Consider the following 13,628-nt stretch of genomic DNA (forward strand, 5'->3'; position numbering starts at 1 on the left):
AGGAGCCCGCACCCCGTGTCGTTCATGAACACCCTTCGCCCCCTTCTTGTCGCCGCGCTGGTCGTCCTGCTGCCTGCCTGCGCCGGCGTGCAGCCTGCAACGCCGGAACCCGCGCCACCCTCGACGGTGAAGGCCGCGCCCCGCATCCCGGAGCAGGTATCCAACGCGGTCTGGGAGGCGGACATGCAACGCTTCGAGGCCGCCGATGCGCAGTCGCCGCCGCCACGCGGCGGCGTGCTGTTCATCGGCAGCTCGTCGATCCGCTTCTGGGACACGCTGGCGCAGGACTTTCCGGGCGTGCCGGTGATCAACCGCGGCTTCGGTGGTTCGGAACTGCGGGACAGCACGTGGTACGCCGACCGCATCATCGTGCCGTACGCACCGCGCCAGATCCTGATCTATGCCGGCGACAACGACCTCAATGCGGGCCGTACGCCGCAGCAGCTGCGCGCCGACTTCATCGCCTTCGTGGAACGCGTGCGCCGCGACCTGCCCAAGGCGAAGATCGCCTACATCAGCACCAAGCCCAGCCCTTCGCGCGCGCAACTACTGCCCGTACAGCGCGAGGCGAACACGTTGATCGCAGCGGAAGCCCACCGCCTGGGCGTGGACTACATCGACATCTTCACGCCCATGCTGGATGCGACGGGCCAACCGGACGAAAGCCTGTTCATCGAGGACCGCCTGCACATGAACCGCGCGGGCTATGTCATCTGGCAACGTGCGATCGCGCCCTACGTGAAGTAGTCCCTCGCAGAAAAAGAAGCCCGGCGATGCCGGGCTTCTTCGTTCCATGGAGGCCTTGCGTCAGAAGCCGCTGGCGTCGAGGCGCCCACCGGTGACGGTCTTGCCCTGCAGCGATGGCGTCGGCACGGTGCTGTTGAGAATGGCGGCCTTTATCTGCGCCGCGGTCACGCCAGGACGGGTCGATGCATACAGAGCCGCGGCACCGGTGACATGCGGCGTGGCCATCGAGGTGCCGCTGTAGCTGGCATAGCCTGACGAAAGCTTGCCCTTCGACGACGTCGGCACCGTCGACCAGATGCCATAGCCCGGCGCACCCAAGTCCACCGTGGTGGCGCCGTAGTTGTAGACCAGCGCACCGGTGGAGCGCAGCGCCGCCACCGAGATGATGCTCGCGTTCGGGTACGCCGCCGGATAGCAGGCGCCCGAGGTGTTGCCTTCGCAATTGACGCTGTCGTTGCCGGCCGCGACGATAGTGAGGATCTCGGCCTGGCCGGCGCGGTCGATGGCATCGCTCAGCGCCTGCGAGTAGCCCCCGCCCCCCCACGAATTGTTGGTCGCCACCAGGTTCAGGCCGTGGCGGGTCTTCAGGTCGGTGAAGTAATCCAGCGCCTTGACCGCGTTGGCGGTGTTGCCGCCGCGGCGGCCGAGGAACTTGCCGCTGATCAGCTTCACGCCGCTCCAGCACACGCCGGCCACGCCCTTGCCGTTGCCGCCCACGCCGGCGATGGTCCCGGCCACGTGCGTACCGTGGTCGTCGTTGGCCCCGCCGGAGTTGATGTTGTTGCTGTTGCCGTCGAAGTCCCAGCCGCGCACGTCGTCGACGTAGCCGTTGCCGTCGTTGTCCACGCCATCGACCGGATCGTACGGGTTGGTCCAGATGTTGGCGGCCAGGTCTTCATGGTTGAAGTAGATGCCTTCGTCGATCACGCCGATCACGACGTTGCCGCAACTGGTGTGTCCGGCGGCCCATGCCTCGGACGCCTGTGAACCGTAGGCGTTGGCGGGCGTACCGGCGTCGCCGTACATGCCCCACAGCGAGCCGTTGGTGGAATAGGTGTCGTTGGCAACCGCGTGGTGCTGGTAGGTCCAGTTCGGCTCGGCGTATTCCACGGCCGGATCGGCGCTGAGCGCCTGCACGGCGGCGGACAGGTCCATGTTGCCCGGCAGCTTGAGCAGCGCGATCTCGCCGGTGCGGCCGTTGCCGCGGCGCACGGTATCCAGCTTCTGCGCGCCCAGGCCATGCACCACGGCCTGGCGGTCGGCGGCTGCGGCGCCATCGCGGTACTTCACCAGCAACTCGCCGCTGGCGTGGGGCTTGCCTTCCTTCAGGCCCTTGACCACCAGGTCGGGCCTGCCGCCCGCGCTGGCCGCCTGCGCCGCCCCCATGGCCACCAGCGTCAGTCCCACCCATACCGCCATGCGATTCTTCTTCATAGACCGATTCGACTCCGCGTGTTGTGGTTGCCGCGCCGAGCGGCGCAGTGGATCGAATCTAGCTTGTAATAACGGTTCTAGATATCGAATATGGCTCACATTTGCAGTGCTTCGCGCACGCATTCGCGATGTCACCGGTAGCCATGAGAGCGATTCGCATCGCAACGTTGGAAGTCGCTGCGATGCGATGCACCGTTACCTGATTCAGCGCCTGCGTGGCACCCCCTCCGGTTGGTGCAGGCTGAGCACATTGCCGTCCGGATCGAGGAAATCCAGCGACAGTCCGCCATCCGGCGATTCGCTCACCGGCACCACGATTTCGACGCCTTTGGCCACCAAGGCTTCGGCGTGGTCGTCGATGCCGCCGTCGAGGCTGAAGACCACCACCGGGGATTCGCCCGGACGTGCGGGCCGTAGAATGAACACCAGCGCCAGGCCGTCCACTTCGCCCATCGCCCACGGTCCGTCATGTCCCTCCAGCGCTTCCACCGGCAACCCCAGCGTGTCGCGGTAGAACGCGACCGAGCGGGCCAGATCGGAAACGAAGAACACGATGGCGCCTACCTTGCAGTTGCTGATCATGGGATGTCCTCCTGTGTGATTCCCGTCCTTACGTTGCCGCGGAGGCGCGATGTGTGAGCGCCCGCGTCGATCAGGACCAGGTGCCCGTCCGGATCGTGCGTGCCCAGGCCATCGCCGACGCGCATGGCGGCCTTCAGTGCGCGGCGGACCAGGCCGAACGGAAGATCGGCGGAGCGCGCCGGCTCGCGTACGTAGGCCAGCGCCAGACTCTCGGCGCGCAGCTGCGGGGACTGCGTGGCCAGCGCGCGTCGGATGCGGGTGAGGCGCTGGCGGAAGGCGGTCGGTTCGATGCGCAGGATCCAGCGGATCTCGTCCGCCGACAGGCCATGCAGCGCCAGCAGCGCAAGGCGGCGCGCCGCCGGCGGCAACGTCGCCAGCCAGGTGGGCGATGCATCGTGAAGCGGGCGGAGCGGCACGGCGTCCTCCGCATCGCCCGCCTGCCAGTCGGCCATGGCTTCGCGACGACGACGACGCACGCCGCTGCGCGCCGCCAGCGCGGCCTGGCGCTTGAGGACGCCCGACAACCAGGGTAGATCGTGCCGGCCGGCAAGGCACGCGGCCAGCAGCGTGTCCTGGACCAGATCCTCCGCATCCTCGACGCGACGGCACAGGCGCAGTGCCTGTGCGCGCAACCGGCGATACGTCGCCAGCGACAGCCCGTGGTCCCCGTCACCACCGCCGGAGTCGGTCATTCAGTCGTCCCGCTGGATGGCCGTACCGCGACTGCCGTCGGGCCGGATCCAGCCCCGGTACATGCCGCGCGTACTGAACGCGACCACCACGTTGCCGTCGCGATCCAGCGCGATCACGCCACCGTCGCCGCCATGCGCAGGCACCTCGCCCAGCACCACGTCCTCGGCGGCGTGGCGCAGGCGGTCGCCGCGATACGCGACCCGGCATGCGATGTCATGCGCGACCGCATTGCGGATGTAGTATTCGCCCCAACCCGAGCAGGACACGGCACAGCGCGCATCGGCCCAGGTTCCCGCGCCGATTAGCGGGGAATCGCCCACCCGTCCCCAACGCTTGTTGGTCATGCCGCCGGTCGACGTGGCGGCGGCCAGATGGCCACGGCTGTCCAGCGCGACCGCGCCCACCGTGCCGAAGTAGCGCCCGCGCAGGTCCTGGCTGGCTTGCCAGGTCTGCTGCTCCTCCCGCTGGGCCTCCAGCAGCTGCAGGCGCCGCGCTTCGGTGGAAAACCACTCATTGGGCACCCGCTCGATGTCGGCGTGCAGGTCGGCGAACTGCTCCGCGCCGGCCCCGATCAGGAAGACATGCGGAGAATCTTCCAGCACCCGCCGTGCGAGCCTCACCGGGTTGCGTACACTGGAGACGCCGGCGACCGCGCCGGCACGCCGGTGCTGTCCGTCCATGATCGAAGCGTCGAGCTCGTGCCGGCCGTCGGCGGTGAACACGGCGCCGCGTCCCGCATTGAAGCTGGGGGCGTCCTCCAGCGCGCACACGGCGGCCTCCACGGCATCCAGCGCACCGCCCCCTGCGGCAAGCACGCCGTAACCGACGTCCAGCGCGTGGTCGAGATCGGCGTGGATGCGCTGCGCGGCCGTTTCGCCTAGGGTCGCCATGTCGATCACGCCCGCGCCGCCATGGATGACCAGCGCGAGCGGCCGGCGCGGGGACTGCATACTCATGGCACCCTCCGGTCTGCGGACCCGATGGCGCCAGCATACTCCGCGCTACTGCGAGCGGAGCGCCTCGATCGGATCCAGCTGCGAGGCCTTGCGCGCGGGGTAGTACCCGAAGAACAGCCCGGTTGCGATGGAGAAGCCGGCAGCCAGGCCGATCACCTGCCCGTTCAACACCACCGGCAGTTCGCTGAACTGGCCGACCAGCAGCGCGCCGGCCACGCCGATCACGATGCCCAGCACGCCACCGCCCAGCGACAGCAGCATGGCTTCGGCGAGGAACTGCCTGCGCACGTCGCCCGGTCCCGCGCCCACCGCCATGCGCAGGCCGATCTCGCGGATGCGCTCGGTCACCGACACCAGCATGATGTTCATGATGCCGATGCCGCCCACGATCAGCGAGATGGTGGCCACCGCACCCAGCAGCAGCGACATCAGCTTGGTGGTGGCCGTGCGGGTGGCGACGATCTCGGAAATATTGCGAACGTTGAAGTCGTCTTCCTCGCCCGGATTGATCTTGTGCCGCTGGCGCAGCAGCGCTTCCACTTCGCCCTGCACGTAGCTGAGATCCTTGGCATCGGCCACGGTCAGCGCCACCTGCATCACCGCGCCCGGCGGCAGGCCCATCGAACCCATCAGCCGGCGACGCGCGGTTTCCAGCGGCACCATCATCACGTCGTCCTGGTCCTGCCCGAAGCCGCCCTGCCCCTTCGGTGCCAGCGTACCCACCACGGTGAACGGCACCCGGCCCAGGCGTACGGTCTGGCCGATGCCGCTGTCCTCGCCGAACAGCGTGCGCCGCACCGTCTCGCCGAGGATCACGACCTTGGCCGCACTGGAGTAGTCCTGCGCGTCGAAGCCCTCGCCGTTGGCGATCACCCAGCTGTTGATGTCGAAGAAGTCGGACTGCACGCCCTGCCAACTGGTGGATGCATTGTTCTCGGCGAACACGATCTGGGTGTTGCCGCGCAGTGCGCCCGCCACGTACTGCACTTCCGGGATCTCGTTGCGGATCGCCTCCACGTCACCCTCCTTGAGGGTGTAGAAGCTGCTGGAACTCATGCGCACGCCACCGCCACCCGGGCCGCGGCCCGCCCCGGGGCTGATGTCCAGCCGCTGCGAGCCCAGCCCGGAGACCAGCTTGTCGATTTCGGCCTGCGTGCCCTGCCCCACCGACACCATGACGATGACGGCGGCGATGCCGATGATCACGCCCAGCGAGGTCAGTGCGCTGCGCATCCAGTTGCCGCGCAGCGCGTGCAGTGCGGTGCGCAGGATGTCGGAGAAGTTCATGGCAGAAGGCCGGGAGTGGGGAATTGGGAATCGGGATTCGCAAACGCAAAGCCGCACCGCATGAGCGAGGCCAAGGCCGGCAAGAAATGCGGAAAGATCACGGGTGTGCGCCTCTAATTCCCGATTCCCGATTCCCGAATCCCGGCTCCTCATGCAGTTCGCCATCGCGCATCACCAGGATGCGGTCGGCGTGCGTGGCGACTTCGGGATCGTGGGTGATCAGGATGACGGTATGGCCGTCGTCGCGCAGGCGCTTGAACAGGGCCAGGATCTCCTCGCCCGTCTTGCTGTCCAGCGCACCGGTGGGTTCGTCGGCCAACAGGATCGGCGGCTGGTTGATCAGCGCGCGTGCGATGGCCACGCGCTGCTGCTGGCCGCCGGACAGTTCGTTCGGACGATGTCCCGCACGCTCGGCCAGGCCGACCGCGGCCAACGCCTGCCTTGCGCGTTCGGCGCGCTCGCCCGGCGGCACCTGCGCGTAACCCAGCGGCATGGCCACGTTCTCCAGCGCGGTCATGCGCGGCAGCAGGTGGAAGCCCTGGAACACGAAGCCGATCTTCTCGCGGCGCAGGATCGCCAACTGTTCGGCGTCCAGCGTGGCCACGTCGATGCCGTCGCACAGGTAGCGGCCGTCGGTGGGCGTGTCCAGGCAGCCGATCAGGTTCATCAGCGTGGACTTGCCCGAGCCGGACGGCCCCATGATGGCGACGAAGTCGCCGCGGTCCACGCGCATGTCGACGCCTTTCAGCGCGACGACTTCCGCCTCGGTGCCGGCGGAATAGACCTTGCCCAGCGCGTGCGTCTGGATGACCGGCACGCGGTCGCCCGCATTCGCTGACGGCATGTTCATTCCTTCGCGCGCTCGCCCACGACCACCACGTCGCCTTCCTTCACCGCGCCGGACACCTCGGTGCTGCTGCCGTCGCTGGCGCCGATGCGGACCTGCACCATCTCGGGCTTGCCGTCGACCAGCGTGTAGATGGGCGCGCGCTTGGCGCCCAGCAGGGCGCGCAGTTCGGCATCCCAGCGCTGCTTCTGCGTATCGTCCAGCGTGGCGCGGAACGGTGCGAAGTCCTGCTGCATGCGTTCGGCCATGCGCTGGCGCATCTGCGCCTGCATCGCGCCACTGCCGCCGCCGGCATTGCCACCCGGCCGGGGAGCGCCGCCGAACATGCTGGCGCCACGCTGCTGCGCCTGCGCCATCCGCGCGGCCTGACGTTCCCGCAATGCCGTGAGCGCGGCATCGAACGCAGCCTGCTGGTCGGGCTTGAGCTGCAGGCTGCCGGCCACGCGCACCAGGTCGTCGCCGATACCGCCGCTCCGGTTCTGACCGCCCTGCGGCGCCTGCGCGCTGGCGGTGGCATTGGCGGCCTCACCGGTCGGCTTGTAGCGCAGCGCCGCGTTGGAGACCTTCAGGATGTCGTCGCGCTTGCTGACCTCGATCTCGGCGTTGACGGTCAGGCCGGGCAGCAGGGTGCCGTCGCTGTTGTCCACGCTGACCACCACCGGATACGTCACCACGTTGCTGGTGGTGGTGGCCGACAGGCGCACCTGCTGCACCTGCCCGCGGAACTGACGGTCGGCGAAAGCGTCGACGGTGAAGGAGACCGCCTGCCCCACCTTGACCTGGCCGATGTCGGCCTCGTCCACGGCCAGCTCGATCTTCATCTTCGACAGATCCTCGGCGATGGTGAACAGCTCGGGCGCCTGCAGGCTGGCGGCCACGGTCTGTCCCGGCTCGATGGTGCGCGTCAGCACCACGCCATCCACCGGGGAACGGATCACCGTGCGGTCCAGGTTGACCCGGGTGGTCTGGGTGGATGCAGTCTGCTGGCGGATCGATGCCTGCGCCGCATTGACCTGCGCGCGCGCCTGGTCGCGGGCGGCGCGGGCCAGGTCCACGTCGCTCTGCGCGACCAGCTTCTGCCGGCCCAGGTCGGCCTTGCGCGTGTAATCGAGTTCGGCGTTCGCCAGCGTGGCCTGCGCCTGCTTCAGGCTGGCCTGCGCGTTGGCGATCTGCGCATTGCCCTGTTCGATCTGCGCTTCGTACGTACTCGGATCGATGCGCGCCAGCACTTCGCCCTTCTTGACCTCGCTGTTGTAGTCGACCAGCACGTCGGTGACCTGGCCGGAGATCTGGCTGCCGACGGTCACCGTGGAGATGGCGCTCAGCGTGCCGGTGGCCGAGATCGCCACGCGGATGTCGCCGCGTTCGATGGTGGCGGTGCGGTAGGCACTGTCCGCCGCTTCCCCCTTGCGGGCGGTCCACCACCAGGCGCCTCCACCGAGGATGGCCACCACGGCGATGCCGAGCAGCAGGGAGGGGATGGACTTCTTGCGCGGGGCGGAACGGACAGGCTGGCTCATGCAGTGAGTCGGCTCGGAAGGTGGGGAGTCGGGGGATGGGAACGCACCGGGGGCCGCGGCGTTGACAGCCCCGCGCGCCGGTCGGTTCCCGTATAGATTACGGAACGAAGCGGATCGTCGCCGTCGTGCCGCGTCCCAGTTCGCTGTCCAGCTCGATCTTCCAGCCGAACCGGTCGCACAGCCGGCTGACGATGGACAGGCCCAGTCCGCTGCCCTGCGGCCGGCTGGGGTCGGCCCGGTAGAAGGGCTCGAAGACCCGCACCATCGATTCGGCCGACATGCCGATGCCCGTATCGCGCACGATCACCCGGTCCGGTTCCAGGATCACGTCGATCCGTCCACGGTCCGTGTAGGAGCAGGCGTTGCGCAGCAGGTTGCTCACCACCACCTGGAACACCCTCGGTGGCGCATGCAGCCGCGGGCGCGCGTGCAGCGTGACTTCCAGGTCTACCGGCTTGTTGAGCAGCAGGGCGCGCGCATTCTCGGCCTCGTCCATGACGATGTCGGCCACGTCGAAATCCTCGCTCTGCGGCTCGACCTCGGCCTCGCGGGCCAGGATGAGGAACGCGTCGATCACCGCCTCCATGTCGCGGCCGGCGCGCTGGATGCGCTGCAGGGCGCGCGCCACCCGCGGTGGCGAATCCTCGGCCATCGCCATGTCGCTGGCCACGCGGATCACCGTCAGCGGCGTGCGCAGTTCGTGGCTGGCGTCGCGGGTGAAGTCGCGCTCACGCGCCACATGCGCGGTCACACGCTGCGCCAGCCCATGCAGGGCGGCGGCCAGCTGGCGCGCTTCACCCTGCACGTCGCTGGGCAGGCGGTCGGCGGCGAGCGTGCTGACGTCGGGACGGCGCGGGTCCCACTCGGCCACCTGCCGTGCCAGCCAGCTGACCGGCGAGACCAGCCGCTTGGACGCGCGGTAGGTCAGCCAGGACACCAGGTAGATCGCCACCAGCGTCATGATGATCGGCACGGTACCGAAGTAGAACGCCAGCCGCTCGGCCTGCGAGCGCAGGAACACCAGATACAGGCGCCCGGCGGGCTGTTCGTCCACCAGCACCAGCAGGTCGTCGTCCTTGAGTTCGTGGAAGCCGGGCCGGAGGTCGCGCAGGTTCTCGGGCAGCACCAGGTTGGAATGGCCCTTCACCACCAGGTAGCCGCGCAGGTTGTGCGTGTTCGGCGGGGGTTGTGCGGTGCTGGCGCTGTACAGCTCCCAGAAGTGCGCGGCTTCTTCCTGCAGCGCGGTGTTCATCAGGCTGTGCTTGATGACCGCGGAGATCAGGTACACGCCCAGCACGATGGCCAGGCTGACCATGACGGCCTGCAGGATGAAGGCGATCCTGAGCTTGCGTGGCAGGCCGTGGCGCATGGGGATCCGTCGGGCGAAAGCCGGAGTATGCCGCGCGCGGACGGCCGGGTCAGCCGATGTCGGCGATGCGGTAGCCCGCGCTCTGCACGGTGTGCAGCAGCGGCTTGTCGAACGGCTTGTCGATCACCTTGCGCAGGTTGTACAGGTGGCTGCGCAGGGTGTCCGAGTCCGGCAGGCCGTTGCCCCAGATCTCGCGTTCGATCTCCTGGCGGGTCACCACGCGCGGCGATTCGCGCATCAGGATGGTCAGCAGGCGCAGGCCGATGGGCGACAGCATCAGCTCGGTGCCGCCGCGAGTGGCCCGCATGCTGACCGGATCCAGCACCAGATCGGCGACCTTCAGCACTTCGGCACCCACCTGGCGGCGCTCGCGGCGGATCAGCGCCCGCAGGCGGGCTTCCAGTTCCTGGATGGCGAAGGGCTTGGTCAGGTAGTCGTCGGCACCGGAACTCAGCCCGGTCAGCTTGTCGTCCAGGGTGTCGCGTGCGGTCAGCATCAGCACCGGGGTGGACTTGCGCGCCTCGTTGCGCAGCCGCTTGCAGACCTCCATGCCGTCCAGACGCGGCAGCATCAGGTCCAGCACCAGCACGTCGTAGCTGTTCTCCACGGCCAGGCGGTAGCCGTCCAGGCCGTCGGTGGCGTAGTCGACCTCGAATCCGCGTCCTTCCAGGTATTCCCCGATCATCTCGGAAATGTTGCGGTTGTCTTCCACCACCAGCACCAGACCTGCGGTTTCCTGACTGTGTCGCATGACAGCTCCTTGAAAGGCTTCAGGTTTGTGAAACTACCTGTCTGCCGGTAGACACCGTGTGAAGACGCCGGCTCCATTCAGCCGGCAGTTGGGATTACGCTCTGCCATCCCCTCCTTCGAATGGCCCCCATGCTCGAACGCGTCCTGCCCCTGTGCCTGCTGCTGGCCTCCAACGTCTTCATGACCTTCGCCTGGTACGGCCACCTGAAATACAAGTCCGCGCCCCTGGTGGTGGCGATCCTCGCCAGCTGGGGCATCGCCTTCTTCGAGTACTCGCTGATGGTGCCGGCCAACCGCATCGGCAGCGCGGTTTATTCGGTGGTTCAGCTGAAGACGATCCAGGAGATCCTGACCCTGCTGGTCTTCGCCGGCTTCAGCACGTGGTACCTGGGCCAGCCGCTGAAGTGGAACCACTACGCGGCGTTCGCCCTGATCGTGGGCGCGGCATTCCTGATGTTCTACGAGTGAAGCAGGAGTGAGGGGAGAGGAGTGAGCCGTGAGCAGAGCCCTGCTTTTCCTCACTTCTCACTCCTGTTCACTCACTCCTAGAACCGGATCTTCCCCGTCAGGATGTCCTTGAACATCACCCAGTCGCCGGCAAAGGAATAGAACGGGTGCTTGAAGGTCGCGGGGCGGTTCTTTTCGAAGAAGAAGTGGCCGACCCACGCAAAACCATAGCCGCAGAACAGCGCGGCGAGCAGCCACCAGGCATTGCGTTCGACAACGGCCAGCGCCACCAGGGCCAGTACGCCGCAGCTGCCGATGAAATGCAGCCTGCGCGAGGTGCGGTTGCTGTGTTCGGCCAGATAGAACGGATAGAACTCGCGGAAGCTGGCGAAGCGGCTCATGTCCCCTCCCACAGGGTCAGGCGGCGCGTGGCGAGAACATGATCACCGCCATGCCGGCCAGGCACAAGCCGGCGCCCAGCAGGTCCCAGCGCGTGGGTTTCACTGCATCCACGGCCCACAGCCAGAAGATCGCCATGGCGATGTAGACACCCCCATAGGCCGCATAGACCCGACCCGAAGCCGTGGGGTGCAGCGTCAGCAGCCCGGCGAACAGCGCCAGGCTGGCCGCGGCCGGCACCAGCAGCCAGGCGCTGCCGCCCTTGCGCAACCACAGATAGGGCAGATAGCAGCCGACGATCTCGGCCAGTGCGGTCAGCAGAAAGAGCAGCAAGGTTTTCATGTGACCCCTGTAGGAGGCGCGTCAGCCCCGATGTCTGGCGCGGTCGAGACTGAAGCCCTCCTACGCACCCTGCCGCTTGACCCTCGCCCACAGCGCTTCCTGCTGCTCCAGGGTCAGTGCGGACATCGTGGTGCCGTCTTCGACGGCCAGCGATTCCATCGCGCGGAAGCGGCGCTCGAACTTCAGGTTGGCCCGGCGCAGCGCGCCGCCCACGTCCACCTTCGCATGACGCGCGAGGTTGGCGGCCACAAAGAGGAGGTCGCCGATCTCGTCCTCCAGCCGTGCGTCGCGTTCGGGCGACGGCGCCGCGGCGAGCTCGACGCGGACTTCATCGATCTCCTCGTGCAGCTTGTCGATCACCGGCGCGGTGCCCGGCCAGTCGAAACCCACGCGCGCCGCGCGCGACTGCAGTTTCACCGCGCGCTGCCATTCGGGCAGCCCGCGCGCGACGCCGGCCAGCGCCGAGGTGTCCTCCTCGCCGGCGGCCTTGCGCTCGGCGGCCTTGATCGCTTCCCAGTTGACGGTCTGCGCTTCGGCATCGGCGAAGGCGGCATCACCGAACACGTGCGGATGCCGGCGGACCATCTTGTCGCAGATGGCGGCGACGACATCGTCGAACGCGAAGGCGCCCCGCTCCTGCGCCATCTGCGCATGGAAGACGACCTGCAGCAGCAGGTCGCCCAGTTCGTCCTTCAGCGCAGGCAGGTCGCCGCGGTCGATCGCGTCGGCGACTTCGTAGGCTTCCTCGATCGTGTAGGGCGCGATGGTCGAAAAATCCTGCTCCAGGTCCCAGGAGCACCCGCCATCGGGGTCGCGCAGGCGGGCCATGATGGCCAGCAACCGTGCGATGCCCCGCTCAGGCGGTGCGGGCATGTCCATGCTCATCCCCCAGCGCCTGCGCCAGCCACGTCCGCCACGGCAGCGTCATGTCGCCCAGCGCGACGAAGTCGCCGTTGAGCAGCGTCTGGCGGCGGTTGTAGCGGAACGCGCGGCCATCCGGCGCCAGCAGTGCGCCGCCCGCCGCTTCCAGTACGCACTGCGCTGCGGCGGTATCCCATTCGCTGGTCGGGCCGAAACGCGGATAGACGTCCAGCGCGCCCTCGGCGATGCGGCAGAACTTCAGCGACGATCCCAGCGACATCTCCTCGATGCCGCCCATCGCATCCAGGAAGGCCTGGGTGCGCGCATCGCGATGCGAACGGCTGGCGGCGACCTTCAGCGCACCGGTCGCGGGCGAGCGTGTGCGGATCTGGGTGTCCACCTCGCCCACGCGGCGATAGGCGTTGCGGCCTTGGCGGGCGTGCCAGGTCTCGCCGGTCACCGGCGCGTGCACCACCCCGAAGATGGGTTCGTTCTGCTCGATCAGCGCGATGTTGACGGTGAACTCGCCATTGCGCTTGATGAACTCGCGGGTGCCGTCCAATGGATCCACCAGCCAGTAGGTGGGCCACTGGCTGCGTTCGGACCAGGGAACATCGGCGGCTTCCTCCGACAGCACCGGCCATTGCGGCGTGAGCCGGCGCAGGCCGTCGGTGATCACCTGGTGGGCGGCCATGTCGGCGGCGGTCAGCGGGCTGTCGTCGGTCTTCTGCTGTACGTCGAAGGTGCCTTCGTACACGGCCATGATGGCCTGGCCCGCTTCGCGGGCGATGACGATGACGGCTTCGTGCAGGTCGGCGGTCATCCGGCTCATGTCCGCTCTTTCAACCATTCGCGGGCGATGAACAGCGCCGCCAGCGAACGGCCTTCCGAAAAATCCTCGCGCAGCATCAGCCGGTCGAGGTCTTGCAACTTCCAGGGCACTACTTCCAACTCCTCGGGTTCATCCCCCGGCAGGCGCTCGGGGTACAGGTCTCTTGCCACCACCAGCCAGGACTGGTGGCTCATGTAGGTGGGTGCCAGGGTCAGGGCACGCAGCACGTCGATGCGGCGCGCGCCGAAGCCGGCTTCTTCCTTCAGTTCGCGGTCGGCCGCCTGCTCGGGCGTCTCGCCCGCATCGATGCGGCCCTTCACCAGGCCCAGTTCGTAACGGTGCATGCCGGCGGCGTACTCCCGCACCAGCAGCACCGTGTCGTCGTCCTGCATCGGGACCACCACCACCGCGCCATGGCCCTGCGAGCGCAACCGGTGATAGCGGCGGCGCTCGCCGTTGCTGAATTCCAGATCCAGCTCCTCGACATGCCGGTCCGGCCCGTCGGTGCGCTGGGTGATGCCGTGGATGATCGGCAGGCGGCTCATCGGGCGGCGCGGCGTC

The 13,628-nt window shown here is 67.9% G+C and carries 16 protein-coding genes; 2 read left to right on the forward strand and 14 right to left on the reverse strand.

Annotation, left to right across the window (positions count from 1 at the left end):
• The first annotated feature begins 24 nt into the window (after positions 1–24).
• Positions 25–747, forward strand: a complete 723-nt coding sequence (locus tag V8246_RS03595; RefSeq protein WP_336187937.1) for an SGNH/GDSL hydrolase family protein — start codon at positions 25–27, stop codon at positions 745–747.
• Positions 748–807: 60 nt separating this feature from the next.
• Here the strand turns inward: V8246_RS03595 and V8246_RS03600 are convergent, their stop codons facing one another.
• The 9 genes from V8246_RS03600 to V8246_RS03640 form a co-directional block, all read right to left on the reverse strand.
• Entirely contained in the window at positions 808–2,181 is a 1,374-nt protein-coding gene (locus V8246_RS03600; RefSeq protein ID WP_336187938.1) for a S8 family serine peptidase, read from the reverse strand.
• A gap of 204 nt (positions 2,182–2,385) precedes the next feature.
• The gene (locus tag V8246_RS03605; protein WP_336187939.1) at positions 2,386–2,763 is read right to left on the reverse strand and encodes a VOC family protein; all 378 of its coding nucleotides are present in this window, start codon (positions 2,761–2,763) and stop codon (positions 2,386–2,388) included.
• A complete protein-coding gene (locus tag V8246_RS03610) occupies positions 2,760–3,455 on the reverse strand; it encodes a hypothetical protein (protein WP_336187940.1) in 696 nt (231 codons plus the stop codon). Before V8246_RS03610 ends, V8246_RS03605 begins: the two co-directional genes overlap by 4 nt.
• Positions 3,456–4,412: an isoaspartyl peptidase/L-asparaginase gene (locus tag V8246_RS03615; protein ID WP_336187941.1), complete on the reverse strand. Its 957-nt coding sequence runs from the start codon at positions 4,410–4,412 to the stop codon at positions 3,456–3,458.
• Between the two features lie 45 nt (positions 4,413–4,457).
• Positions 4,458–5,699 (reverse strand): ABC transporter permease, encoded by a 1,242-nt coding sequence (locus V8246_RS03620; protein ID WP_185895352.1) that lies wholly within the window; start codon positions 5,697–5,699, stop codon positions 4,458–4,460.
• Between the two features lie 97 nt (positions 5,700–5,796).
• A complete protein-coding gene (locus tag V8246_RS03625; RefSeq protein WP_336187942.1) occupies positions 5,797–6,543 on the reverse strand; it encodes an ABC transporter ATP-binding protein in 747 nt (248 codons plus the stop codon).
• Positions 6,544–6,545: 2 nt separating this feature from the next.
• Positions 6,546–8,066 (reverse strand): efflux RND transporter periplasmic adaptor subunit, encoded by a 1,521-nt coding sequence (locus tag V8246_RS03630; RefSeq protein ID WP_336187943.1) that lies wholly within the window; start codon positions 8,064–8,066, stop codon positions 6,546–6,548.
• Positions 8,067–8,163: 97 nt separating this feature from the next.
• Positions 8,164–9,435, reverse strand: coding sequence for a HAMP domain-containing sensor histidine kinase (locus V8246_RS03635; protein WP_245121497.1), 1,272 nt, complete (start codon positions 9,433–9,435; stop codon positions 8,164–8,166).
• A 49-nt stretch (positions 9,436–9,484) separates the two neighbouring features.
• Positions 9,485–10,186 (reverse strand): response regulator transcription factor, encoded by a 702-nt coding sequence (locus tag V8246_RS03640; protein WP_056879702.1) that lies wholly within the window; start codon positions 10,184–10,186, stop codon positions 9,485–9,487.
• A 129-nt stretch (positions 10,187–10,315) separates the two neighbouring features.
• Between V8246_RS03640 and V8246_RS03645 the strand changes: the two genes are divergently transcribed.
• Positions 10,316–10,654 carry a DMT family protein gene (locus tag V8246_RS03645; protein WP_162110603.1) on the forward strand — a complete coding sequence of 113 codons (339 nt, stop codon included), beginning with the start codon at positions 10,316–10,318 and terminating at the stop codon, positions 10,652–10,654.
• 77 nt (positions 10,655–10,731) lie between these two features.
• Here the strand turns inward: V8246_RS03645 and V8246_RS03650 are convergent, their stop codons facing one another.
• From V8246_RS03650 to nudE, 5 genes are read right to left on the reverse strand one after another with little or no spacing between them, the layout of a single operon-like run.
• Positions 10,732–11,034: a DUF962 domain-containing protein gene (locus V8246_RS03650; protein ID WP_162110601.1), complete on the reverse strand. Its 303-nt coding sequence runs from the start codon at positions 11,032–11,034 to the stop codon at positions 10,732–10,734.
• Between the two features lie 16 nt (positions 11,035–11,050).
• A complete protein-coding gene (locus tag V8246_RS03655; protein WP_336187944.1) occupies positions 11,051–11,374 on the reverse strand; it encodes a YnfA family protein in 324 nt (107 codons plus the stop codon).
• A gap of 60 nt (positions 11,375–11,434) precedes the next feature.
• A complete protein-coding gene (gene mazG, locus V8246_RS03660; protein WP_336187945.1) occupies positions 11,435–12,247 on the reverse strand; it encodes a nucleoside triphosphate pyrophosphohydrolase in 813 nt (270 codons plus the stop codon).
• Positions 12,231–13,067: a 3'(2'),5'-bisphosphate nucleotidase CysQ gene (cysQ, locus tag V8246_RS03665; RefSeq protein ID WP_336187946.1), complete on the reverse strand. Its 837-nt coding sequence runs from the start codon at positions 13,065–13,067 to the stop codon at positions 12,231–12,233. Before cysQ ends, mazG begins: the two co-directional genes overlap by 17 nt.
• A complete protein-coding gene (gene nudE / locus V8246_RS03670; RefSeq protein WP_336187947.1) occupies positions 13,064–13,612 on the reverse strand; it encodes an ADP compounds hydrolase NudE in 549 nt (182 codons plus the stop codon). The genes cysQ and nudE overlap by 4 nt, the downstream gene beginning before the upstream one ends.
• Positions 13,613–13,628: the final 16 nt, after the last annotated feature.

Source organism: Pseudoxanthomonas sp. F11 (assembly GCF_037046485.1).
Lineage (GTDB): Bacteria > Pseudomonadota > Gammaproteobacteria > Xanthomonadales > Xanthomonadaceae > Pseudoxanthomonas_A.

Excerpts from the sequence above, each read along its gene's own strand:
- mazG (WP_336187945.1), bottom strand. The coding sequence starts at position 12,247 with ATGCCCGCACCGCCTGAGCGGGGCATCGCACGGTTGCTGGCCATCATG.
- V8246_RS03620 (WP_185895352.1), bottom strand. The coding sequence starts at position 5,699 with ATGAACTTCTCCGACATCCTGCGCACCGCACTGCACGCGCTGCGCGGC.
- V8246_RS03605 (WP_336187939.1), bottom strand. The coding sequence starts at position 2,763 with ATGATCAGCAACTGCAAGGTAGGCGCCATCGTGTTCTTCGTTTCCGAT.
- V8246_RS03600 (WP_336187938.1), bottom strand. The coding sequence starts at position 2,181 with ATGAAGAAGAATCGCATGGCGGTATGGGTGGGACTGACGCTGGTGGCC.
- V8246_RS03610 (WP_336187940.1), bottom strand. The coding sequence starts at position 3,455 with ATGACCGACTCCGGCGGTGGTGACGGGGACCACGGGCTGTCGCTGGCG.
- V8246_RS03635 (WP_245121497.1), bottom strand. The coding sequence starts at position 9,435 with ATGCGCCACGGCCTGCCACGCAAGCTCAGGATCGCCTTCATCCTGCAG.
- V8246_RS03655 (WP_336187944.1), bottom strand. The coding sequence starts at position 11,374 with ATGAAAACCTTGCTGCTCTTTCTGCTGACCGCACTGGCCGAGATCGTC.
- V8246_RS03645 (WP_162110603.1), top strand. The coding sequence starts at position 10,316 with ATGCTCGAACGCGTCCTGCCCCTGTGCCTGCTGCTGGCCTCCAACGTC.
- V8246_RS03630 (WP_336187943.1), bottom strand. The coding sequence starts at position 8,066 with ATGAGCCAGCCTGTCCGTTCCGCCCCGCGCAAGAAGTCCATCCCCTCC.
- nudE (WP_336187947.1), bottom strand. The coding sequence starts at position 13,612 with ATGAGCCGCCTGCCGATCATCCACGGCATCACCCAGCGCACCGACGGG.
- V8246_RS03595 (WP_336187937.1), top strand. The coding sequence starts at position 25 with ATGAACACCCTTCGCCCCCTTCTTGTCGCCGCGCTGGTCGTCCTGCTG.
- V8246_RS03640 (WP_056879702.1), bottom strand. The coding sequence starts at position 10,186 with ATGCGACACAGTCAGGAAACCGCAGGTCTGGTGCTGGTGGTGGAAGAC.
- V8246_RS03650 (WP_162110601.1), bottom strand. The coding sequence starts at position 11,034 with ATGAGCCGCTTCGCCAGCTTCCGCGAGTTCTATCCGTTCTATCTGGCC.
- V8246_RS03625 (WP_336187942.1), bottom strand. The coding sequence starts at position 6,543 with ATGCCGTCAGCGAATGCGGGCGACCGCGTGCCGGTCATCCAGACGCAC.
- cysQ (WP_336187946.1), bottom strand. The coding sequence starts at position 13,067 with ATGAGCCGGATGACCGCCGACCTGCACGAAGCCGTCATCGTCATCGCC.
- V8246_RS03615 (WP_336187941.1), bottom strand. The coding sequence starts at position 4,412 with ATGAGTATGCAGTCCCCGCGCCGGCCGCTCGCGCTGGTCATCCATGGC.